This window comes from Ideonella sp. BN130291 (assembly GCF_036231905.1).
In the GTDB taxonomy this organism is placed as follows: domain Bacteria; phylum Pseudomonadota; class Gammaproteobacteria; order Burkholderiales; family Burkholderiaceae_C; genus CAMLIZ01.
In genome coordinates this window covers 55,105-75,887 of sequence record NZ_JAZARE010000006.1, presented here as the reverse complement: position 1 = coordinate 75,887, position 20,783 = coordinate 55,105, and the positions used below count along the sequence as shown (strand labels likewise).

19 protein-coding genes and 1 tRNA gene are annotated in these 20,783 nt (G+C 69.4%); 19 read left to right on the top strand and 1 reads right to left on the bottom strand.

What is annotated here, in order from left to right:
* Nucleotides 1-64: 64 nt before the first annotated feature.
* The 4 genes from VPH43_RS13965 to VPH43_RS13950 all read left to right on the top strand — a co-directional run bounded on the left by VPH43_RS13965 (nucleotide 65) and on the right by VPH43_RS13950 (nucleotide 3,925).
* Nucleotides 65-649 carry a DUF4390 domain-containing protein gene (locus tag VPH43_RS13965; RefSeq protein WP_328578330.1) on the top strand — a complete coding sequence of 195 codons (585 nt, stop codon included), beginning with the start codon at nucleotides 65-67 and terminating at the stop codon, nucleotides 647-649.
* Nucleotides 650-745: 96 nt separating this feature from the next.
* Nucleotides 746-3,064 (top strand): ATP-binding protein, encoded by a 2,319-nt coding sequence (locus VPH43_RS13960; protein ID WP_328578329.1) that lies wholly within the window; start codon nucleotides 746-748, stop codon nucleotides 3,062-3,064.
* A 7-nt stretch (nucleotides 3,065-3,071) separates the two neighbouring features.
* On the top strand, nucleotides 3,072-3,809 hold the full coding sequence (locus tag VPH43_RS13955; RefSeq protein WP_328578328.1) for a response regulator: 738 nt from the start codon (nucleotides 3,072-3,074) through the stop codon (nucleotides 3,807-3,809).
* Between the two features lie 40 nt (nucleotides 3,810-3,849).
* Nucleotides 3,850-3,925: transfer RNA gene (locus VPH43_RS13950), tRNA-Phe, on the top strand.
* Nucleotides 3,926-4,276: 351 nt separating this feature from the next.
* Here VPH43_RS13950 and VPH43_RS13945 read toward each other — a convergent pair.
* Complete coding sequence (locus VPH43_RS13945) at nucleotides 4,277-5,179, bottom strand: ion transporter (RefSeq protein ID WP_328578327.1); 903 nt, start codon at nucleotides 5,177-5,179, stop codon at nucleotides 4,277-4,279.
* 199 nt (nucleotides 5,180-5,378) lie between these two features.
* Between VPH43_RS13945 and VPH43_RS13940 the strand changes: the two genes are divergently transcribed.
* The 15 genes from VPH43_RS13940 (at nucleotide 5,379) to VPH43_RS13870 (ending at nucleotide 20,779) form a co-directional block, all read left to right on the top strand.
* Nucleotides 5,379-6,263 (top strand): agglutinin biogenesis protein MshI, encoded by an 885-nt coding sequence (locus tag VPH43_RS13940; RefSeq protein ID WP_328578326.1) that lies wholly within the window; start codon nucleotides 5,379-5,381, stop codon nucleotides 6,261-6,263.
* Complete coding sequence (locus VPH43_RS13935; protein WP_328578325.1) at nucleotides 6,260-6,913, top strand: PilN domain-containing protein; 654 nt, start codon at nucleotides 6,260-6,262, stop codon at nucleotides 6,911-6,913. Before VPH43_RS13940 ends, VPH43_RS13935 begins: the two co-directional genes overlap by 4 nt.
* A complete protein-coding gene (locus tag VPH43_RS13930) occupies nucleotides 6,910-7,671 on the top strand; it encodes a hypothetical protein (protein WP_328578324.1) in 762 nt (253 codons plus the stop codon). The genes VPH43_RS13935 and VPH43_RS13930 overlap by 4 nt, the downstream gene beginning before the upstream one ends.
* Nucleotides 7,671-8,123 (top strand): hypothetical protein, encoded by a 453-nt coding sequence (locus VPH43_RS13925; RefSeq protein ID WP_328578323.1) that lies wholly within the window; start codon nucleotides 7,671-7,673, stop codon nucleotides 8,121-8,123. The genes VPH43_RS13930 and VPH43_RS13925 overlap by 1 nt, the downstream gene beginning before the upstream one ends.
* On the top strand, nucleotides 8,120-9,703 hold the full coding sequence (gene mshL, locus VPH43_RS13920; RefSeq protein ID WP_328578322.1) for a pilus (MSHA type) biogenesis protein MshL: 1,584 nt from the start codon (nucleotides 8,120-8,122) through the stop codon (nucleotides 9,701-9,703). The genes VPH43_RS13925 and mshL overlap by 4 nt, the downstream gene beginning before the upstream one ends.
* A gap of 333 nt (nucleotides 9,704-10,036) precedes the next feature.
* Nucleotides 10,037-11,746: a GspE/PulE family protein gene (locus tag VPH43_RS13915; protein WP_328578321.1), complete on the top strand. Its 1,710-nt coding sequence runs from the start codon at nucleotides 10,037-10,039 to the stop codon at nucleotides 11,744-11,746.
* A gap of 9 nt (nucleotides 11,747-11,755) precedes the next feature.
* The gene (locus VPH43_RS13910; protein ID WP_328578320.1) at nucleotides 11,756-12,991 is read left to right on the top strand and encodes a type II secretion system F family protein; all 1,236 of its coding nucleotides are present in this window, start codon (nucleotides 11,756-11,758) and stop codon (nucleotides 12,989-12,991) included.
* Between the two features lie 72 nt (nucleotides 12,992-13,063).
* Nucleotides 13,064-13,507 carry a hypothetical protein gene (locus VPH43_RS13905; protein WP_328578319.1) on the top strand — a complete coding sequence of 148 codons (444 nt, stop codon included), beginning with the start codon at nucleotides 13,064-13,066 and terminating at the stop codon, nucleotides 13,505-13,507.
* Between the two features lie 26 nt (nucleotides 13,508-13,533).
* The gene (locus VPH43_RS13900; protein ID WP_328578318.1) at nucleotides 13,534-13,926 is read left to right on the top strand and encodes a type II secretion system protein; all 393 of its coding nucleotides are present in this window, start codon (nucleotides 13,534-13,536) and stop codon (nucleotides 13,924-13,926) included.
* Between the two features lie 50 nt (nucleotides 13,927-13,976).
* Nucleotides 13,977-17,378 carry a LamG domain-containing protein gene (locus VPH43_RS13895; protein ID WP_328578317.1) on the top strand — a complete coding sequence of 1,134 codons (3,402 nt, stop codon included), beginning with the start codon at nucleotides 13,977-13,979 and terminating at the stop codon, nucleotides 17,376-17,378.
* Between the two features lie 34 nt (nucleotides 17,379-17,412).
* Nucleotides 17,413-17,832, top strand: coding sequence for a pilus assembly FimT family protein (locus VPH43_RS13890; RefSeq protein ID WP_328578316.1), 420 nt, complete (start codon nucleotides 17,413-17,415; stop codon nucleotides 17,830-17,832).
* Nucleotides 17,822-18,289, top strand: coding sequence for a prepilin-type N-terminal cleavage/methylation domain-containing protein (locus VPH43_RS13885; RefSeq protein WP_328578315.1), 468 nt, complete (start codon nucleotides 17,822-17,824; stop codon nucleotides 18,287-18,289). The genes VPH43_RS13890 and VPH43_RS13885 overlap by 11 nt, the downstream gene beginning before the upstream one ends.
* Before the next feature lie 5 nt (nucleotides 18,290-18,294).
* The gene (locus tag VPH43_RS13880) at nucleotides 18,295-19,167 is read left to right on the top strand and encodes a prepilin-type N-terminal cleavage/methylation domain-containing protein (RefSeq protein WP_328578314.1); all 873 of its coding nucleotides are present in this window, start codon (nucleotides 18,295-18,297) and stop codon (nucleotides 19,165-19,167) included.
* On the top strand, nucleotides 19,164-19,643 hold the full coding sequence (locus tag VPH43_RS13875; protein WP_328578313.1) for an MSHA biogenesis protein MshP: 480 nt from the start codon (nucleotides 19,164-19,166) through the stop codon (nucleotides 19,641-19,643). Before VPH43_RS13880 ends, VPH43_RS13875 begins: the two co-directional genes overlap by 4 nt.
* Nucleotides 19,643-20,779: a GGDEF domain-containing protein gene (locus tag VPH43_RS13870; RefSeq protein WP_328578312.1), complete on the top strand. Its 1,137-nt coding sequence runs from the start codon at nucleotides 19,643-19,645 to the stop codon at nucleotides 20,777-20,779. The genes VPH43_RS13875 and VPH43_RS13870 overlap by 1 nt, the downstream gene beginning before the upstream one ends.
* Nucleotides 20,780-20,783: the final 4 nt, after the last annotated feature.

The following is a 20,783-nucleotide window of genomic DNA, read 5'->3' as shown; positions in this document are numbered from 1 at the left end:
GCGTCAGGCCCCCCGAGGGGGTCAAGGAAACTTGGGAACGGCCCGGCGTTTCCTTGGGTGCATCGTGACGGCCTGTCTGCGTTTCTGGCCATCCGCGATGCGGGGCCGGGCTGCTGCATGGGCCCTGCTGCTGGCGCTGGCGGGGCTGCTTGGCGCCGCGCCCGCGCGGGCCGAAGGCGTGGAGCTCACCCACCTCAGCCTGCAGCGCCTGGACCCGGGGCTCACGCTGGACTTCAGCGCCCGCGTGGCCCTGCCGCGGGTGGTGGAGGACGCGCTGCAGCGCGGCGTGCCGCTGTACTTCGTGGCCGAGGCCACCGTCTACCGCCACCGCTGGTACTGGCGCGACGCCCGCGTGGCACGCGCCACCCGCTCCTGGCGCCTGAGCTACCAGCCCTTGAGCGACAGCTGGCGCGTCAGCCTCGGCGGCCTGGCCCAAAGCCATGCCACCTTGCAGGAGGCGGTGACCGCCCTGTCCAGCAGCGCCCGCTGGAAGATCGCCGACAACTCCCAGATCGAACCGGACGAGCGCTACTACGTCGAATTCAGCTACAAGCTGGACACCTCCCAACTCCCCGGCCCCATGCAGTTCGGCATCGGCGGCCATGCCGACTGGGTGCTGGGCGTGGAACGTGTGGTCAAGGTGGAGTGAGCGCGAAGTGAGCACGAGCCCGACGCCGGGCCGCCCCAAGGCGGGCGAGGTCCCCACGGGGGACCGGCCTCGGTACGCCGCGGCCGAGGGGCTGACATGAGCACTCGCGCGACACGCTGGGGCTGGATCGTCGCATTGGTGGCGACCACCGGCTTCGGCATGGTGCTGGCGTTCGTGCTGTCCTTCGCCACCCACACCCGCGGCTTCTACGAGCGCAATTTCGTCTGGCTGTTCTGGGTCAACGTGGCGGTGGCCGGCCTGCTGGTCGCCGTGATCATCGGCGCGGCGTTGCGGCTGGCGGTGCGCATGCGGCGCGGCAAGTTCGGCAGCCGGCTGCTGCTCAAGCTGGCCGGCATCTTTGCGCTGGTGGGCGTGCTGCCCGGCGTGCTGATCTACACCGTGTCCTACCAGTTCGTCACCCGCAGCATCGAGGCCTGGTTCGACGTGCAGGTGGAGGGCGCGCTCAATGCCGGCCTGTCGCTGGGCCGCGGCACGTTGGACACCCTGGTCAACGACGTGGGCAACAAGACCCGCCTGGCGGCCGAGCGCCTGGCCGACGGCCGGGGCACCGTGCCGCCGCTGGCGCTGGAGCGCCTGCGGGAGCAGCTGGGTGTGCGCGACGTGGCGCTGCTGGGCGCCAACGGACAGGTACTGCTGTCTTCCGGCGGGGTGTCGGCGCCGTTTGCGCCCGAACGTCCGGCGATGCAGCTGTTGCGCCAGGCCCGGGTGAACCGCGTGGTGAGCCAGCTCGAAGGGCTGGACGATGAACCCGCCGGCGCAGCCGCTTCCGGCGCGCCGGCGCGGCCGCAGGCGCGGGTGCGGGCGATTGCGCTGCTGCCCAGCGCGGAGCTGCGCCTGGGAGGGGACGACCGCTTCCTGATGGTGGTGCAGACCGTGCCGCCGGCGGTGGCCGCCAATGCGCTCGCCCTGCAGACGGCCTACCGCGAATACCAGCAGCGCGCGCTGGCGCGCGACGGCCTGCGCCAGATGTACGTGGGCACGCTCACGCTGGTGCTGGTGCTGGCGGTGTTCGGCGCGGTGCTGCTGGCGGCCATGCTGGGGCACCAGCTGGCGCGGCCACTGCTGCTGCTGGCCGAGGGCATGCGCCAGGTGGCGCGCGGCGACCTGCGGGCCAAGCCGGTGTACCAGTCGCGTGACGAGCTGGGCGGGCTGACCCGCACCTTTGCCGACATGACCGAGCAGCTGTCCGAGGCGCGCGAGCAGGTGCAGCGCGGTGTGTCCGAGCTCGAAGGTGCACGCACCAACCTGCAGACCATCCTGGACAACCTGACCGCCGGGGTGATGGTGTTCAACGCCGAGCGCCGCATCGACACGGTGAACCCCGGTGCCACGCGCATCCTGAAGATGCCGCTGTACGCCTACCGCGGCCGCCAGCTGCACGAGGTGCCCGGGCTGGAGATGTTTGCCCAGTCGGTGTGGCAGCGCTTCGAGCTGCACGGCAGCAGCCCGGAAGCCGGCGAGCGCGACCACTGGCAGGATTCCTTCGAGCTGCAGACCGGCCCGGGCAGCGGCCGCGAGCAGGACACGCTGACCCTGCTGGTGCGGGGCGCCGCGCTGCCCGGCAACGCCAGGCTGATGGTGTTCGACGACATCTCCGAGGTGGTGTCGGCGCAGCGCTCCGCCGCGTGGAGCGAGGTGGCACGCCGGCTGGCGCACGAGATCAAGAACCCGCTCACGCCCATCCAGCTGTCGGCCGAGCGCATCCAGCACAAGCTGGAGGCCAAGCTCGAGGGCACCGACCTGGCGATGCTGCAGCGCTCCGTGGCCACCATCGTGGCCCAGGTGCAGTCGATGAAGCAGCTGGTGAACGAGTTCCGCGACTACGCCCGGCTGCCGTCGGTGCGGCTGGAGCCGCTGGACCTGAACCAGCTGGTGGCCGAGGTGCTGGTGCTGTACGGGCACGCGCAGGAGCAGGGCAGGCTCACGCATTCGCTGGGCGAGGGGCTGCCACCCATCGTGGGCGACGCCACCCAGCTGCGCCAGGTGATCCACAACCTCGTGCAGAACGCGCTGGACGCGGTGGCCGACAAGCCCGAGGGCCGCGTGATCATCTCCACCGAAGCAGCGCGCACCGACGATGGCCAGCTGCGCGCGGTGCGCCTGAAGGTCGCCGACAACGGCCCGGGCTTTGCCGACAAGGTGCTCAAACGGGCCTTCGAACCCTACGTGACCACCAAGACCAAGGGCACCGGGCTGGGCCTGGCGGTGGTGAAGAAGATCGCCGACGAACACGGCGCGCGGGTGCGCATCGTCAACCTGCCGGGCCGCGCCGTGGAAGGCACGGCGGGGGAACCCGCGGTGGCCGGTGCGCAAGTTTCGTTATCATTTTCGAATCTCGCTCCCGCGCAGGCCTCCTCGCCCCCGGCGGCTCCCTTGATCTCCCGGGCGCACTGACCCTCCCATGGCCACCATTCTTGTAGTAGACGACGAACTCGGCATCCGCGCCCTGCTGTCGGAAATCCTCACCGACGAAGGCCACACCGTCGAGCTCGCGGAAAACGCTGCGCAAGCCCGGGCCGCCCGCGACCGAGTGCGCCTGGACCTGGTGCTGCTGGACATCTGGATGCCCGACGTGGACGGCATCTCGCTGCTCAAGGAGTGGGGCTCCAGCGGCCAGCTCACCATGCCGGTGATCATGATGAGCGGCCACGGCACCATCGACACCGCGGTGGAGGCCACCAAGTACGGCGCCATGGCCTTCCTGGAAAAGCCGATCACCTTGCAGAAGCTGCTGCGCGCTGTGGAGCAGGGCCTGGCCAAGCCGGCACCGCCCGGCGCGGCACGCCCGGCGGCCCCCAACGGCAATGGCAGCAGCCACCCGGCGCCTTCCTTTCGACCCGACGGCTACGCCGTCCACGCCGCCCAGCCCGGACTGAGCCTGGAGCCCGCGCTGGGCTCGCCGGCCATTGCGCCCGTCGCGCTGGCGCTGGGCCCGCAATCGGCCCAGACCTTCGAGCTGGACCGCCCGCTGCGCGAGGCGCGCGACGCGTTCGAGAAGAGCTACTTCGAGTTCCACCTCGCCAAGGAAAACGGCAGCATGACCCGCGTGGCCGAAAAGACCGGCCTGGAGCGCACCCACCTGTACCGCAAGCTGAAGCAGCTGGGTGTGGACCTGTCGCGCAACAAACGCGGCCTGTGAGCGGGGCTGTCCTGGAACGCTGCTATACTCCTGGGTTCTTGGCCAAGTAGCTCAGTTGGTAGAGCAGCGGATTGAAAATCCGCGTGTCGGTGGTTCGATTCCGCCCTTGGCCACCAAACGAAAAACGGCTCCCCTTGCGGGAGCCGTTTTGCGTTTGGTGATCATGCGACGGATGAGAACCACCTTGTGGTTCGCTCAAGGCAGTCCAGTGGACTGCCTTGGACGTGACGCAGTCACGGTCCGCAGGGGCCTTCCGCCCCGGAGGATGAATAACCCGCCCAAGCGGGTTATTCACATTCGCCCTTGGCATCGCGTACCACCAACGTATTTGTGGTTCCGCCCGGCGCGCCCGCCGCCTCGCCCCTAGCAGGGAGCCCCGCTCAGGAGGGAACAAGGCGCGGATTCGCCCATCCGACCAGTCGACCCTCTGCGCAGGTCACGCTGGAACGGCTGCCGAGGCAAAGGCTTCATGGCCCGCCCGCTGGCGCCCGCTGCGCGCCGCACACCCTGCAATACCGCGCGTCCTCCGCGTGCCCCTGCGCCCCACATCCCGCACACCGCCAATCCCGCAAGGCCCGCGCCAGCCCCCTTCGCTGCTCCGTGAACTCCGCCGTCACGATCCCCGTGGGCACCGCCAGCACGCCCCAGCCCAGCAGCATCATGGCCGAGGCGATCAGCTTGCCGATGTCCGTCTTCGGCGTGATGTCGCCAAAGCCCACCGTGGTCATCGTGGTCACCGCCCAGTACATCGCGATCGGGATGCTGGTGTAGCCGTTGCGCGGGCCTTCCACCACGTACATGACGGTGCCCATCACCAGCACCATCATCAGCACGAAGCACAGGAACACCAGGATCTTGCGGCGGCTGGCGGTGAGCGCATTGCCCAGCGCACTGAACTCGGCCATGTAGGCGGTGAGCCGGAAGATGCGGAACACGCGCAGCAGCCGCAGGATGCGCACGTCGATCAGCAGCTGAGCCTCCGGCGCAAAGAACGCCAGGTAGGTCGGCAGCACCGACAGCAGGTCGATCACGCCGTAGAAGCTGGTGGCATAGCGCAGTGGCCGGCGCACGCTGCACAGCCGCGCCAGGTACTCCAGCGTGAACAGCGCCGTGAAAACCCATTCCGCCGCGCTCAGCAGCCGGCGGTGGTGCATCAACAACGACTCCATGCTGTCGACCACCACCACCAGCACGCTGAGCACGATGGCTGCGATCACCACCACGTCGAAGGCGCGGCCGGTCGGGGTGTCGGATTCGAACACCACGGCGTGCAGGCTTCGGCGCCAGCCTTGCGGCGGCTTGCCGAAGCGCTCGCTGTCGGTCGCAACGGGGGCCGGCGTGGCGGCCAGGGGCGAAGCCAGGAGGGTCATGGCGCGATTCTGCTGCGGCCGCGCCCACTGGCGCAGCTGCGTGTGCAACACCGCACAGCGCCACGTTTTGGGGCCATTTCGCCTTGCTTTTCCGCACTTGTGAGCCCTGGCTCCCGCTGCACCATCACAGGCAGACTGAGCGAGGGCCTGCGTGCTCCATTTCAAACGTTCCTCTTCGAGATCCGGCTGGGTGGCTTGTGTGCCGAATGGTGCACTGGCCCGCTTTGCCCTGGTGGAGCGCCAGGCCGACGGCGCCAGGCCGGCGGTGCGCTGGGTGCACGAAGAAGCCTGGGACGACGCGCCCCGCGCGCTGCGCCATGCGCGCCGCGCCGGCGCCCTGGGGCGCCACGCTTGCGTGGCCCTCCTGCAGCGCCAGCAGTACCAGCTGCTGCCAATGGATGCGCCCGACGTGCCGCGCGAGGAATGGCGTGCCGCGGTGCGCTGGAAGCTCAAGGACATGGTGGATTTCTCCATCGAGGGCGCCGGCGTCGACGTGCTCGAAGTGCCGGCCAGCGCCAGCTCGCGCCGCCAGGCCTCGCTGATCGCGGTGGCCGCGCCGGCAGACGCGCTGCGCCCGCTGGTGGACGCCGGTGAGGAAGCCGGCGTGCGCTGGCAGGCGCTGGACGTGCCGGAGACGGCGCTGCGCAATTTGTCGGCGCTGTTCGCCACCGAAGGCCGCAGCCACGCGCTGCTGCACATCGGCGAATCGCACGGCACGCTGGTGATCACGCTGGCCGGCGAGCTGCTGCTGTCGCGCCAGATCGACGTCACCCAGGCGCAGATCGCCGACGCCGACGAAACCGTGCGCCAGACCGCCTTCGACCGCGCCGGCCTGGAGCTGCAGCGCACGCTGGACGGCTTCGAGCGTGTGTTCACGCTCACCAGCCTGGAGCGGCTGCATGTGCTGCCCGGCCCTGGCATGCCGGCGTTCTGCGACTACGTGCGCGACCTGGTGTATGTGCCGGTGCTGCCGGCCGATCCGGCCGAGGTGCTGGACTTCAGCGCACTGCCGGCGCCGGCCCAAGCGCCCGAGCAGTTGCCGGCCTACCTGCTGGCCATTGGCGCCGCATTGCGCACCGCATGAGGCAGGCCATGGTGCAGCAGATCAACCTCTACGACGAAGCCCTGCGGCCGCAGCGCCAGCGCTGGCGCGCGGCGCACGGCCTGTGGGTGGTGGGCGGCACGCTGGTGGCCGCGTTTGCCTTGTCCAGCGCGATGCAGGCGGTGAGCCAGCGCCGCCTGGCCGAAGCCGAGCGCCTGGAGCAGCTGGCCGCCACCGAACGCACGCTCACCGCACGCAACGGCGGCACGGGCTCGCTGCAGGAGGCCAACCGCCAGCGCATTGCCGAGCTGGAGCGCCTGCGCGCGGCAGACGCCGGCCAGCGCCGTGTGCATGCCGTGCTGGACCAGCAGGTCGCCGGCCGCAAGGAGGGCTACACCGCCTACTTCATGGCGCTGTCGCGCCAGGCCCATGCGTCGCTCTGGATCACCGGCTTCGGCGTGGGCGCCGATGGCGAGACGCTGGAGCTGCAAGGCCGCATGGCCGACGCCGCCGTGCTGCCCGACTACCTGCGCCGCCTCAATGCGGAGCCGCGCTTCAAGGGCCGCAGCTTCGCCCAGCTGAGCATGAAGGTGGTGGACCCGCGGGGTGACGCCACCGCCGTGGCGCCCTACACCGAATTCGTGCTGCGCTCGCAGCAGCCCGGCGCCGCCGCCGCGGAGGCCCATCGATGAACCCGGCCGTGATGCTCGACGACGCCCTGGCGCGCGTGCGCACCCAGCTACGGCGCTGGACCCAGCGTTTCGACGTGCGGCCGCAGCGCGAGCGCGTGGTCATGCTCATCGCGCTGGCCGCGCTGGCGTTCTGGCTGGCCGACAAGCTGTGGGTCACGCCCGCCTTCGAACGCTCGCGTGCCGCCAGCGTGCGCCTGGCCACGGCGCAGAACGAACTCAACACCCTGCGCACCGAAGCCGCGCGGCTGCAGGCGCTGGGCGCGGAGCAGGACCGCCAGCTGCGCGCCGACATCGCGCAGTGGCGCCAGCGCGTCGATGGCGAAGCGGCCATGCTGCGCGACTACGAAAACACGCTGGTGCCTGCCGACCGCATGGTGGAGCTGCTGGAGCAGATGCTGCCGCGCCATGGCCGCATCCAGGTGCGCGAGCTGCGCTCGCTGCCCCGCACCGACCTGATGGCCGCCCGCGCGGAAGGCGCTGCCGCTGTGGCGCCGGCGCTGCCCGCAGCGTCCGCCACGCCGCTCACCACCGCGCTCAACAGCGCTGCGTCCGCCAACCCCACCGTGTACCGCCAGGGCGTGGAGCTCACGCTGGAAGGCGGCTGGGGCGACCTGCTGGCCTACCTGCAGGCGCTGGAGACCATGCCGCGCCGGGTGCTCTGGGGTGGCATGAGCATGAAGGTGGAGCAGCACCCGAAGGTGGTGCTCACCCTGCGCCTGTACACCTTGAGCCTGGACGGCGGCTGGCTGGAGATCTGATGACACCGCCCCGCAGCCCTCTCCACCTGTCGCTGTTCGGCGTGGCGCTTGCGCTCGCCGTGCCGGCACACGCTGCCGATGCACCGGCCGACCCCACCCGGCCGCCCGCCGCGCTGAGCGCGCCCGTGGTGGCCGCCGGTGCCGCGTCCAGCGTGTTGCGAGCGGCCGCGGCTGCACCCGTGCCGGCTGCGCCGCCGCGCGTGCAGTCGGTGCAGGTGCCGCAACAAGGCCGCGCCAACGCGCTGGTCGACAACCGCCTCGTCTTCGTCGGCGACAAGCTCGGTGCCGCCACGGTGATCGCCATCGACACGCAGGGCGTGCAAGTGCGCAGCGCCAAGGGCGCGGTGGAGCGCCTGCTGCTGCTCGATGCGCAGATGACCCAACACGCCGTCTTGCCTGCGGGCAGCTCGCCCGCCCCCATGGCCAGCCTGGCCGGAGGAAAACAACCATGATCCGCCTCGCCACGCTTGCCGCTCGCCTGGGCGCCGCGGCGGCCATGAGCGCCGCGCTGCTGGCCCACGTGCCGCCCGCCCTGGCCGCCCCTGCGCCGGAAGCCGAGCGCCGCTTCGACCTCTCGGTCAACAACGCGCCGGCCGCGCAGGTCTTCATGCAGATGGCCGCCAACACGCCCTACAACGTGCTGGTGTCGCCCGAAGTGGCGGGCAACGTGTCCATCACCTTGAAGAACACCACGCTGCCCGAGGCGATGGAGGCGATGCGCGAGCTGTTCGGCTACGACTTCCGCATCACAGGCAACCGCATCTTCGTGCAGCCCAACACCGTGCAGACCCGGCTGTTCAAGGTGAGCTACCTGCCGGGCCGACGCCAGGGCGCCAGCGACCTGCGGGTGAGCTCCAGCTCCATCACGCAGAGCGGTGCGGGCAACAGCAACGGCAGCAACGGCTCGTCCAGCGGCAGCTCGTCGGGCAACAACGGCAGCAGCGGCAGCACCCCGCGCCAGGACGACAGCGCCCATGTGCGCACCACCTCCGATGCCGACTTCTGGCGCGAGGTGAACTCCTCGCTCAACGCCCTGGTGGGCGCGGCCAACGGCCGCAGCGTGGTGCTCAACCCATCGGCCGGCGTGGTGGTGGTCAAGGCGACGCCCAATGAGTTGCGCCAGGTGGAGCAGTACCTCAAGGCGGTGCAACTCTCCATCGAGCGCCAGGTGATGCTGGAAGCCAAGATCGTGGAGGTGTCGCTCAGCAAGGACGCCCAGGCCGGCGTCAACTGGGGCGCCTTCGGCAAGATCTTCGGCAACGTCACGGCCGCGCTGGGCGTGAGCGCGCCCAACGTCACCCTGCAGACGGCCGGCCAGCTGATCAGTGGCGACACCACCGTGGTGACCGGCCAGCCCGGCGGTGTGCAGAACGGTGCCACCGGCCGCGGCTTCTACGGCCTGGCGCTGCAGGCGAGCAACTTCGCCGCGCTGATCAACTTCCTGCAGACCCAGGGTGACGTGCAGGTGCTGTCCAGCCCGCGCATCGCCACGCTCAACAACCAGAAGGCGGTGTTGAAGGTGGGCAGCGACGAGCTCTTCGTCACCGGCGTCACCAGCAACACCACCAGCACCGGCACCAGCAGCGTGTCGTCCCCCACGTTGACGCTCACGCCGTTCTTCAGCGGCATCGTGCTCGACGTGACGCCGCAGATCGACGAGGACGGCCAGGTGATGCTGCATGTGCACCCGGCCATCAGCACGGTGGTGGAAAAGCAGAAGAACGTGGACCTCGGCTCGCTGGGCAACTTCCGCCTGCCGCTGGCGACCAGCACCGTCAACGAGACCGACAGCATCGTGCGTGTGCGCGACGGCCAGTTCGTCGCCATCGGCGGCCTGATGGTGCAGCAGAGCAGCGACGAGCGCACAGGCGTGCCGGGTGTGCAGGACGTGCCAGTGCTGGGCGGCCTGTTCCGCCAGAGCGCCAAGGTGAGCACCAAGCGCGAGCTCGTGATCCTGATGAAGCCCACCGTCATCCGCGATGGTGGTTGGCCGGAAGCCCAGATGCCGGGCGCAACGGCGGGCGGGAATTGAGATGAAGGCTTCTCTTCACTCGGAGGTTGGAGCGGGCCGAGCGCAGCGGGTGACCGGCTTCGCTCATGTCCCCCGGCCCCAGCCTGCGGCCGGGACCTCCTCCTTTACTTCGCTACGCCGGTCACCCGCTGCACTCGGCCTTCCACCGGTGTTGTCCTCGTCGAGGGAAACAGGCGGTGTGGAAGCGGGACAGCGGGGCGTTGTGCAGAGCGAAGTAAAGGAGGAGGGCCGGTACGGCCCGGGGGACATGAGCGGCGCACAGCGCCCCGTCGGCCCGCTTCTCGCCACAGCCAGCGAGAGAACCCGAGAACTTCGCCAAGGGGGCAAGAAAAAATGACCCGCCCCGAACGCGTCCGCCTCGGCGACCTGCTGGTCCGCGAGCAACTGATCACCGATGAGCAGGTGGGCCTGGCGCTGGCCGAGCAGAAGCGCAGCGGGCGCAAGCTCGGCCGCATCTTCATCGACAGCGGTTTTGTCACCGAAGCGCAGATCGCCAAGGCGCTGGCGCGCCAGCTGCGCATGCATTTCGTGGAGATAGATCCGCGCAACACCCGGCCGGAAGTGGCCAAGCTGTTGCCGGAGGTGCAGGCCCGCCGCCTGCGCGCGCTGCCGCTGGAGGATTCGCCGCAGGGCCTGAAGGTGGCGATGGCCGACCCGACGGACCTGAACGCCTACGACGAACTCGTGCGCCTGCTCAAGCGCGAGTTCGAGGTGGTGGTGGCGGCCGAGAGCCAGCTGCTCAACGCGATCGACCGTTCGTACCACAACACCGAAGCCATCGCCGGCCTCGCGCAGGCGCTCACCACCGAGATGGCGCAGGTGCAGGACGAGTTTGGCGACCTGCTCGGCCTGAGCAGCGCCACCACCGAGGACGCACCGGTGGTGCGGCTGCTGCACTCGGTGTTCGAGGAAGCGATCCGCACGCGCGCCTCAGACATCCACATCGAGCCCCAGGAAAAAAGCCTGCGCATCCGCTTTCGCATCGACGGCGTGCTGCATGTGCAGACCGAAGCCGATTCGAAGATCGCCACCGCGGTGGCGCTGCGCCTGAAGCTGATGTCCGGGCTGGACATCTCCGAGAAGCGCTTGCCGCAGGACGGCCGCTTCCACGTGAAGCTGCGCACCGGCACGGTGGACGTGCGCATCTCCACCATGCCCACCCAGCATGGTGAATCGGTGGTGATGCGGCTGCTGGCGCAAAGCGGCGGCAACCTGTCGCTGGACAAGCTGAAGCTGCCGCCGGCGGTGGACAAGGCCCTGCGCCGCGCGATCGCACGCCCGAGCGGCATGGTGCTGGTGACCGGCCCCACTGGCTCGGGCAAGACCACCACGCTGTACGCGGCGCTCAATTCGCTGAACAGCACCGAACGCAAGATCATCACGGTCGAAGACCCGGTCGAATACCGCCTGCCCGGCCTGAACCAGGTGCAGGTGATGGACAAGATCGACCTCACCTTTGGCCGCGTGCTGCGCGCCGCGCTGCGGCAGGATCCGGACATCGTGCTGGTGGGCGAAATGCGCGACCAGGTCACGGCCGAGATCGGCATGCGCGCCGCGCTCACCGGCCACCTGGTGCTGAGCACCCTGCACACCAACGACGCGCTCTCCACCCCGCTGCGCCTGATCGACATGGGCGTGCCGCGCTACATGGTGGCGCTGTCGCTGAGCATGGTGCTGGCCCAGCGCCTGGTGCGCGTGGTGTGCCCGCATTGCGCGGAAGAGGTGGCGCCCACGCCGGCCGAGCATGAATGGCTGCGCCTGGAGCTGGGCGGTGCGGTGGACAGCCACCGCTACAAACACGGCCGCGGCTGCACCGCCTGCAACGACACCGGCTTTTCCGGCCGCACCGGCGTGTACGAGTTCGTCGAGATGACCCAAGCCTTGGTCGAGGCGATGAACCATGGCGACGCCGCCCAGTTCACCCAGGTGGCCAAGCGCCAGATGAACGGCGAGACGCTGCGGCGCGACGCCGTGCGCCTGGTGGTCGAAGGCCGCACCACGATTGACGAAGCGATGGGCATTTCGACCCAGCTGGACGACTGACGGTAGGCCATGCAGCGTTTTGCGTACACCGGCAGGTCGGCAGCAGGCAGCGTCAGCGGCACGCTGGACGGCCCCAACGCGTCCGCGGTGGCGGACCAGCTGCTTGCGCGTGGTGTCACGCCGCTGAAGATCCAGGCCGAGGGCGGCGCGGTGGTCGCTGCGACCGATTCGCCCTCGATCGACTGGCGCGCGCTGTTCAAGCAGAAGGTCACTGGTGTGGACCTGATGCTGTTCTGCCGCCAGCTCAACACGCTGTTGCGCTCCGGTGTGCCCATCCTGCGCGCATTGCTCGGGCTGCAGGAGTCGGCCACCAACCTTACCTTCAAGGACACGCTGGCCGAAGTGCGGCGCAGCCTCGAATCGGGCATCGAGCTGTCGATGAGCTTTGCCCAGCACGCCAACATCTTCGACCACTTCTTCGTGGCGATGGTGCGGGTGGGCGAGATGACCGGCCGGCTGGAAGAGGTGTTCCTGCGCCTGTTCAAGCACCTGGAGTTCGAGGTGTTCATGCGCCAGCAGGTGAAGTCCGCGCTGCGCTACCCGATGTTCGTGATGATCGCGATGATCGGCGCCATCGCGGTGATCAACGTGATGGTGATCCCGGCCTTCGCCGGCGTGTTCAAGGCCTTTGGCGCCGAGCTGCCGCTGGCCACCCGCATCCTGCTGGGCACTTCGCGTTTCACCATCGACTACGGCTGGATGCTGCTGGGCGGCGCGGTGATCGGCGCCGCGGCCTTCCACCACTGGAAGCACACACCCGCAGGCAAGCTGCAGTGGGACGGCATCCAGCTGCGCATCCCCATCGCCGGCAAGATCGTGCGAAAAGCCACGCTCGCCCGCTTCGCGCGCAGCTTTGCGCTCGCGCTCAAGAGCGGCGTGCCGGTGGAGCAGGCGCTGTCGGTGGTGGCGCAGACGGCGGAGAACGCCTACCTCGCCAAGCGCATCGAAGGCATGCGCGACAGCGTGGAGCGCGGTGAATCCATCCTGCGCGCGGCCATCGCCGCCGGTGTGTTCACGCCGGTGGTGCTGCAGATGATCGGCGTGGGCGAAGAGACCGGCGCGGTCGACGAGCTGATGGAAGAAGTGGCCGAGCTCTACAGCAACGAAGTGCAGTACGAGCTCAAGACCCTGGCCCAGCAGATCGAGCCGATCATGATCGTCTTCATCGGCATCCTGGTACTCATCCTCGCGCTCGGCGTGTTCCTGCCGGTGTGGGATCTGGGCCGCGTGGCATTCAAGAAATGAACCACGATGCCGATACCTCTTGCGAAGCGATCACCCACCTGCTGTTCGGGTGTGTCGCGCCTGGAGGTCCTGTTGTGCCTGATCGTCGTCGCGGTGCTGATGTCGCTGCTGCTGCCGCGGCTGGCCGAGCTGCGCCAGGCCAGCCGCCCGGGGCGGCTGCAGGCGGCCGCTGCGGCGGCCCGCGTGGCGGCCAGCCTGTTCCATGCGCGCTGCGAAGCGGTGCAGGCCGCCAGCCCGCCGGGCGACTGCACGCAGCTGGCGCTGGACGGCGCGGTGATCGCCGGCGTGCACGGCTGGCCCGCGGCCAGCTCCGACGGCATAGCGCGGGCGGCCACGCTGGCCGCGGCGTCGGGGCCGGCAAGGTTGGACGCCTTCACCCTGCGGACCGGCGAGCGCAACGGCACGCCGGCCCTTTACATCGGGCTGGGCAACCAGTCCTGCGAGTTCGTTTACGTCCAGGCGAAGCGCCTGGGCGATGTTCCCGAAGTCGACATCGTCGACGCTTCCTGCCACTGACCTCACCTTACCTAGGAGCTAACCTCATGAATCAAGGTCAAAAGGGCTTCACGATGATCGAGCTGATTGTCGTGATCGTCATCCTCGGCATCCTTGCCGCCACCGCACTGCCGAAGTTCATCGACATGCGCAGCGATGCGCAGACCGCCAGCATCGCCGGCGTCGCCGGTGCCGCCACCTCGGCAATGAACCTCAACTACGCCGGCTGCGCGGTGGTCAACAACGTGGTCACCGCCAACAAGTGCGTCGCCGTGGACAACTGCGACGACGTCGGCGGCCTGCTGCAAGGCGGCCTGCCGAGCGGCTACACCGCCACCGCTGCGGCCATCGCTGCACCGGCCGGCACCACCGCCACCTGCACGCTGACCGGCCCCAACTCCAGCTCCGCCACCTTCACCGGTGTGCGCGCTGGTCCCTGATACTGACTGACGACGACGCTGCGGCGTGATGCCGCAGCCACGCCTTCGGGATGACACTGCTGTTCACACGGCTTCTGGCTGCCGTGACCCTGCGCTGGCGCCGGGTCACGGCAGCGTTCGTCCTTCTGGCGCTGCTGCCTGCCGTGCAGGCGGCCACCTACAGCTTCCGCAGCGACGCCTATGCCTGGGAGACCGCCACCACGCAGGTCACCTGGGATACCAGCTGCACCCAATACCCGGGTGACGACGACAAGGCGACCATCGCCTTCACCGGCGGCTTCACCTTCACCTTCGCCGGCACGGCCTACAACTCTGTGCGCGTGCTCACCAACGGCCTGCTGCAGTTCGGTAGCGACACGGGCCTCTTCCGCGACTACACCAACGACGCGATGCCTATCGGCACCGCACCCACCCGCAGCGGCTGCACTGCCGGCCCGGCCACCAACGTGCTGGCCGCCTACTGGACCGACCTGGACCCCTCACGGGCTGGTAGCGGCAAGGTCTATTGGCAGCAGAAGGGCACTGCGCCGAACCGCTATGTCGTGATCTCGTGGAGCGGTGTCTATCAGTACTCGACCACCAAGCCGTACACCTTCCAGGTGATCCTGTACGAGAACGGTGAGTTCAAGTACCAGTACGGAGCCGGCAACACCAGCGGCCTGAACGCCACCATCGGCGTCCAGGTGTCCAGCGCCGACTACACCCAGTACGCCTACAACAACGGCTATACCGCCGCCGGCACGGCGATCCGCTGGTACATCGCCTCCACCACGCCGGCCAAGGTGGCGGAATACCGCATGGACGAGACCAGCTGGACCGGCACCGTCGGCGAAGTGCTGGACAGCTCCGGCAACTCGCACAACGGCGTGCGCGTGGGCGGCAGCTCGCAGACGACCGCGGCAGGCGGGGGCTATGTGTGCCGGGCCTTCGAAGTGCCATCCAACACGAGCACCACCATCGCGGCGGTGGACACCGCGCTCGACGTGGATTCCGCCATCGGCCCGTCCTCCGGCAGCGTGTCGCTCTGGTACCGCGCCAACGTGAGGTGGAACACCAACAACAATGCCGCGATGCTGGTCGATGCAACGGCACTCGCCAACCGGCCGTTCTATCTGCAGCGCAACGACAACGGGGCGCTGCGCTTCATGCTGTCGGACCTGGCCGGCACCACGCTGGTGGCCACCACCGGCGCCCAGAGCTTTGCGGCGAACACCTGGGTGCACGTGGCGGCCACCTGGTCGCTCAAGACAGGCACCAACCAGAGCACGGTGCGGATCTACATCAATGGCGTGCAGGCCGCCACCACCACCGGCACCACCCTGGGCTCGCTGGATGTGAGCCTGGGCACCCTGTTCATCGGCGACAACCGCAGCACCAACACGCCGACCGGTGCCACCACCAACTCCGCCAACGGCCGCATCGACGAAGTGCGGCTGTACAACTACGAGGTGGGGGCCGCGCAGGTCGCCACCGACATGGCCACCACGCACGGATGCGGCGTCACGCTGGACCATGTGGAGATCTCGGGCGATGACGACGGGCTCACCTGCACGCCCAGCACGTTCACCGTCATCGCCTGCCAGGACGCAGCCTGCGCCACGCGCTACTCCGAAGGCGTGACCGGCACCCTCACCGCCACCGGCAGCGTCAACTGGCCCGATGGCGCCAGCTTCAGCATCCCCTCTGGCAGCAGCTCCGCCAACCTGCGCATGCAGCTGCCCAGCCCCGGCTCCGTCACGCTGGGCACCACCGGCCTGGCGCCCGCGCCCACCGGCCTGGGGGCCACCACCACCTGCAACCTGGGCGGCACCGGCGCGTGTGTGTACACCGCCGCGGACAGCGGCCTGGTGTACGACGTGCCACATCACCGAGCTGATACACCGCAGGCGGTGTCGGTGAGCGCGGTGAAGAAGTCCGACACCAGCAGCGCCTGTGTTCCGGCCTTCGCCAGCGTCACGAAGACGGTGGCCTTCAGCTGCAGCTTCGTCAATCCGGTGAGCGGAACCCTGCCGGTGCGGGTGAACAGCAGTGCCGTGAGCTGCGGTTCGGGCAGCGTCTCCCTTTCGCTCGCCTTCAACGCCAGCGGCATGGCGTCCACCGCAGTGCAGTACGCCGATGTCGGCAAGGTTACCCTCGCCGCGCGCTACCCCGCCACGGGGACCGACGCCGGGCTGGTGATGACTGGCAGCGATGACTTCGTGGCCGCGCCCGCGGCAGCGCTGGTGCTCAGCGGCCTGCCGGTCAACCCCGTTGGCGCAGGCAACCCGTTCACTCTGACGGTGGAGGCGCGCAATGCCAACAACGCGGCGACGGCAAACTTCGGCAAGGAGGCGACCCCGCAGTTGAGCCTGACCCATGTCCTGCGCGCGCCCACCGGCATGGGCGTGTCCAACCCCAGCCTCACCACCAGCTGGGGCGCCTTCAGCGGTGGCGCCGGGCTCGCCACGCTGCGCTGGCCGGAAGTGGGTTGGTTGGACGTGACGGCCACGGTGACCGACTACCTCGGCAGCGGCCTGTCGTCCATCGCCACCACAGTGGCGCCGGCGGGCAAGCTGGCGGGTGTCCAGATCGTGCCCCACCACTTCGACGTGAGCTTGGCAGCTGTCAACGGCCACGGCTGCGGCAGCTTCACTTATGCGGGCTGGACCGGTGGCGGTGCAGGGCAGGCCTTCCAGGTCGACGTGACGGCACGCAACGCCAGCAACATCACGACCGCAAACTACGATGGCTCGCTGACCAGCCCGGTGAGCCGCAGCGTAACCTTGACCGAGGCCAGTGCCCTCGGCGGCAGCCTCAGCGGCGGCCCGCATGCACCGGCGGGCACGTTCGTGGCGGGCCTGTCCCGCAACGTGTCGGCCTCCTACCTGTTTGCCGCGAAGGAGACGGCGCCCGGCACGCTGGTCGTGGGGGCCACCGACGGGGATGCCAGCTCCGCCAGCGGCTCGCCCGTGGTGCAAGCGTCGGTACCGCTGCGCAGCGGCCGCCTGCGGCTGGCCAATGGCTTCGGCTCGGAAAAGCAGGCACTGCAGCTGCAAGCGACCACGGAGTACTTCACCGCCTCGCGCGCCTGGGTCAAGAACGCCGACGACAGCTGCACCACGGTGGCGGCCACCGCGGTGGCACGCTCCAACGTGCGCGACGGCAAAGGGGCCGCAGCCACCTGGACCACGACGCCTGCCCTGATCACGATCACGGGCGGCAGCGGCACGCTGAGCCTGTCCGCGCCGCTGGCGACCGGCAGCCTCGACCTCGCATTGAACCTCGGCAGCACCACGGCCGACCAGTCGTGCCTGTCCACCCATCCTTCGACCACGGGCGCCGGCAAGCCCTGGCTGCGCTCACGCAACGGCAGCTGCGCCGCCGGCTGGGCCGCCGACCCATCCGCCCGCGCCTCCTTCGGCATCTACAGCCCCGAAACCCAGAAGACCGTCCATGCGCGCGAGATCTTCTGAAATCGGCTTCACGCTCCCGGAACTCATCGGGGTGATGATCCTCGTCGCCGTGCTGGCGGCCGTGGCGATGCCCAAGTTCGATGCGGCGCTTGGCCTGCGCAGCGATGCCTGGCGCGACGAAGTGGTGAGCGCGCTGCGCCATGCGCACCAGACCGCGGTGTCGCACCGGCGCCTGGTGTGCGCCGTGGTCGGCAGCACCAGCGTCACGCTCACCATCGCGGCCAACAACCCGGCGACCACCTGCGGCAGCAGCCTCCCAGGGCCGGATGGCGGCAGCGCCTACACCACCAGCACCGGCGGCACCACCGCCAGCCTGTCGCCCGCGGGCACCCTGTACTTCCAGCCCAACGGCCGTGTCACCAGCGACGGCGCCGGCAGCACCGCCAGCGACCGCAGCATCACCATCGGCAGCACCAGCATCGTGGTGGTGGGAGAGACCGGCCATGTGCGCTGATCGCCGACGCGGTTCCGAAGCCGGCTTCACGCTGGTGGAGATGCTGATCGCCATCGTGGTCATCGCGGTGGGGATCACCGGCGTGCTGATCGCCTTCTCCACCACGGTGCGCGGCTCGGCCGATCCGATCGTGCGCCAGCAGATGCTCGCCATCGCGGAAGAGATGCTGGAGGAGGTGTCCCTCAAGCCCTATGCGGCCGCGGCCAACACCGCGCCCAGCGGCTGCGCGCGCGACACCTACAACGACGTGCTGGACTACAACGGCTACAGCACGTCCAACACCATCTGCGCGGTGGACGGCACCAGCGTCGCGGCGCTGAGCAGCTATTCGGTCAGCGTGGCGGTGACCACGACGCCGCTGTCCGGGGTGGTTGAGGCGCGGCGCATCACCGTCACCGTGTCGCGCGGTGGTGACTCGCTGGTGCTGGTCGGCTGGCGCACCAACTACGCGGGATGAGCGGCATGCGGCGCCAACGTGGTTTCACCCTCGTCGAGCTGGTGCTCGTCATCGTGGTGGGCGGCATCATCGCCGCCACGCTGGTGGTGTTTTTCCGCCCCGCCTTCGACAGCTGGCTGGCGCTGCGGGTGCGTGGCGACCTGCACGACCAGGCGGTGACCGCGCTGCGGGCGATGCAGCGCGATGTGCGCATCGCGGTGCCCAATTCGATACGCATCCCCAACGACCAGTGTTTCGAGCTGGTACCCACCAGCACCGGCGGGCGCTTTCGCCGCGAGCTGGACACGGTGAACGATGCGGGGTGCGCCGGCACCGCCTGCTCGGCGCCACTGGACGTGAGCACCGCCACCACGCAGTTCGATGTGCTGAGCGCGTTGTCCACCACCCCCGCGGCCAACGACTGGGTGGTGATCGACAACCAGAACCCGGGCGACGTGTACGCCGGCAGCAACCGTGCGCAGGTGCAAACGGTCACCACTCCGGCTGCCACGGCCGGCAAGCACCGAATCACGCTCACCGCGAGCACGCAGTTCCCCACCGGCTACACCGGCGGACGCTTCGTGGTGGTGCCCAACAGCCAGAACGCGGTGTTCTACGTGTGCAGCGGTGCCGACGGCACGCTGGACGCCAGCGGCAACGGCAAGGGCACCTTGTACCGGCTGTCCGGCTACGGCTTCAACGCGGCCTACCCCAGCGCCTGCCGGTCCGCGGCGGGCGGCGCGGTGCTGGCCACCAACGTCAGGAGCTGCCGCTTCGTGTACGACCCCAACCAGGGCGCCACCCAGCAAAGCGGTTTTGTCTCCATGCAGCTGGAACTGGCGCGCAACAGCGAAACGGCGAGCCTGCTGCTGGGCGCGCATGTGGTGAACGTGCCATGACACAGCGCACCGCCCATCGCACCGGCAAGCCGGCCATGCGCGGCCTGGGCGCCATCGCCGCCATCGTGGTGCTGGTGGTCATGGCCGCCATGGCGGCCGCGGTGGTGCGCCTGGGCAGCGCCGAGCAGAACGGTTTCGCGCAGCAGCTCAACGCCTCGCGCGCGTCGCAGGCCGCCCAGGCGGGCGCCGAGTGGGGCCTGTACCAGGCACTGCGCGGCGGCTGGACCACCTGCGCCGGCACCACGCAAACCCTGGACCTGAGCACCGATCTCGGCATGCGGGTCACGGTGAGCTGCAGCTCCACCCTCTACAACGAGGGCGAGTCCGCCTCCACGCCTGGCACGCCGCAGCAGCGGCGCCTCTACACCATCGACGCGGTGGCCTGCAATGCCGCCACCGCCTGCCCGGACGCCAGCCGCGCCGTGACACCCAACTATGTGGAGCGGCGGCGGCAAGTGCACGCCACCGACGGATGATGTCGTCTTCTTCCTCCCTCCTTGCTTCGGCGGTGCCCGAGGGCGCTGCTGCCGAGCTGCCCAGCGCGGAGATCACGCGCCTGCGGTTGCAGCGTGTGCGCCACCTGCCGTGGATCGGCGCGAGCTGCGCGATCGATACCGGCGTGCTGGTGCTCTATAGCGCGTTGGGGACCTTGCCGGCCTGGGTGCCGGTGGCCTTCGGCGTGTCGTCCGTGTTGTTGCTGCTCATTTCGTACCTGCTGCTGCGCACCGGCTTCAGCGAGCGCTTCCGTGACCCGTACATCAGCGCCTATCAGCTGATCGTCACCTCGTTGTGCACCATGGTGTTCGCCGCGCTGGCGCCGGCCGCGTCGTTCCACTTCTACAACGTGATGCTCCTGATCTTCACCTTCGCCACGCTGCGGCTGAACCTGCGCCAGGCACTGGTGGCCGGTGCGGTGCTGAGTGCGTCGGTCGGTGCGGTGATGTGGTTCCATGCCGCGCAGCCGCCACTGCCGCAGACCCGCGGCGAGGTGGCGGTGGCGTGGCTGTCGCACCTGACCGTGCTGGCCCGCTGCCTCATCGTCGGCCTGTACGGGAGCTCGCTGCGCGTGCGGCTGAAAAAGCAGAACGAGCGCCTGGCCGAGTCGTCGGCCCGCATCGAACAGTTGGCGTCGCACGACGAACTCACCGGTGCGCTGAACCGGCGTGCGGTGTGGGCGCTGCTGGAAGGGCACCTCACGCCGCCCCAGGCGGGCGCCGGCCGGCTCTGCGTGGCCCTGCTTGACCTGGATCACTTCAAGCAGGTGAACGACCGCTTCGGCCATCCGGCCGGCGACGCGGTGCTCAAGCGCTTCAGCGAGGTGGTGCGCCAGGCGCTGCGCGACAGTGACCGGCTGGGCCGCTACGGCGGCGAGGAGTTCCTGGTGCTGCTGCCGCGTGTGGATCCCGAGCAGGCGTTGCGGGTGGTGGACCGCCTGCGCGCCGCCGTGGAAGCCACCGACTGGAGCGACATCGCAGCCGGCCTTCAGGTCACCGTGTCGGCCGGCGTGGCCGCCTGGCAGACCGACGACTCGGTGGCGCTGCTCGTGTCACGCGCCGACGAGGCGCTGTACCGCGCCAAGCACGCAGGCCGCAACCGGGTGGTCACGGCCTGAAGGC

Coding starts and splice junctions, on each gene's coding strand:
- VPH43_RS13960 (WP_328578329.1), top strand. CDS start 746: ATGAGCACTCGCGCGACACGCTGGGGCTGGATCGTCGCATTGGTGGCG.
- VPH43_RS13955 (WP_328578328.1), top strand. CDS start 3,072: ATGGCCACCATTCTTGTAGTAGACGACGAACTCGGCATCCGCGCCCTG.
- VPH43_RS13945 (WP_328578327.1), bottom strand. CDS start 5,179: ATGACCCTCCTGGCTTCGCCCCTGGCCGCCACGCCGGCCCCCGTTGCG.
- VPH43_RS13935 (WP_328578325.1), top strand. CDS start 6,260: ATGAGGCAGGCCATGGTGCAGCAGATCAACCTCTACGACGAAGCCCTG.
- VPH43_RS13930 (WP_328578324.1), top strand. CDS start 6,910: ATGAACCCGGCCGTGATGCTCGACGACGCCCTGGCGCGCGTGCGCACC.
- VPH43_RS13925 (WP_328578323.1), top strand. CDS start 7,671: ATGACACCGCCCCGCAGCCCTCTCCACCTGTCGCTGTTCGGCGTGGCG.
- mshL (WP_328578322.1), top strand. CDS start 8,120: ATGATCCGCCTCGCCACGCTTGCCGCTCGCCTGGGCGCCGCGGCGGCC.
- VPH43_RS13915 (WP_328578321.1), top strand. CDS start 10,037: ATGACCCGCCCCGAACGCGTCCGCCTCGGCGACCTGCTGGTCCGCGAG.
- VPH43_RS13910 (WP_328578320.1), top strand. CDS start 11,756: ATGCAGCGTTTTGCGTACACCGGCAGGTCGGCAGCAGGCAGCGTCAGC.
- VPH43_RS13900 (WP_328578318.1), top strand. CDS start 13,534: ATGAATCAAGGTCAAAAGGGCTTCACGATGATCGAGCTGATTGTCGTG.
- VPH43_RS13895 (WP_328578317.1), top strand. CDS start 13,977: ATGACACTGCTGTTCACACGGCTTCTGGCTGCCGTGACCCTGCGCTGG.
- VPH43_RS13890 (WP_328578316.1), top strand. CDS start 17,413: ATGATCCTCGTCGCCGTGCTGGCGGCCGTGGCGATGCCCAAGTTCGAT.
- VPH43_RS13885 (WP_328578315.1), top strand. CDS start 17,822: ATGTGCGCTGATCGCCGACGCGGTTCCGAAGCCGGCTTCACGCTGGTG.
- VPH43_RS13880 (WP_328578314.1), top strand. CDS start 18,295: ATGCGGCGCCAACGTGGTTTCACCCTCGTCGAGCTGGTGCTCGTCATC.
- VPH43_RS13875 (WP_328578313.1), top strand. CDS start 19,164: ATGACACAGCGCACCGCCCATCGCACCGGCAAGCCGGCCATGCGCGGC.
- VPH43_RS13870 (WP_328578312.1), top strand. CDS start 19,643: ATGTCGTCTTCTTCCTCCCTCCTTGCTTCGGCGGTGCCCGAGGGCGCT.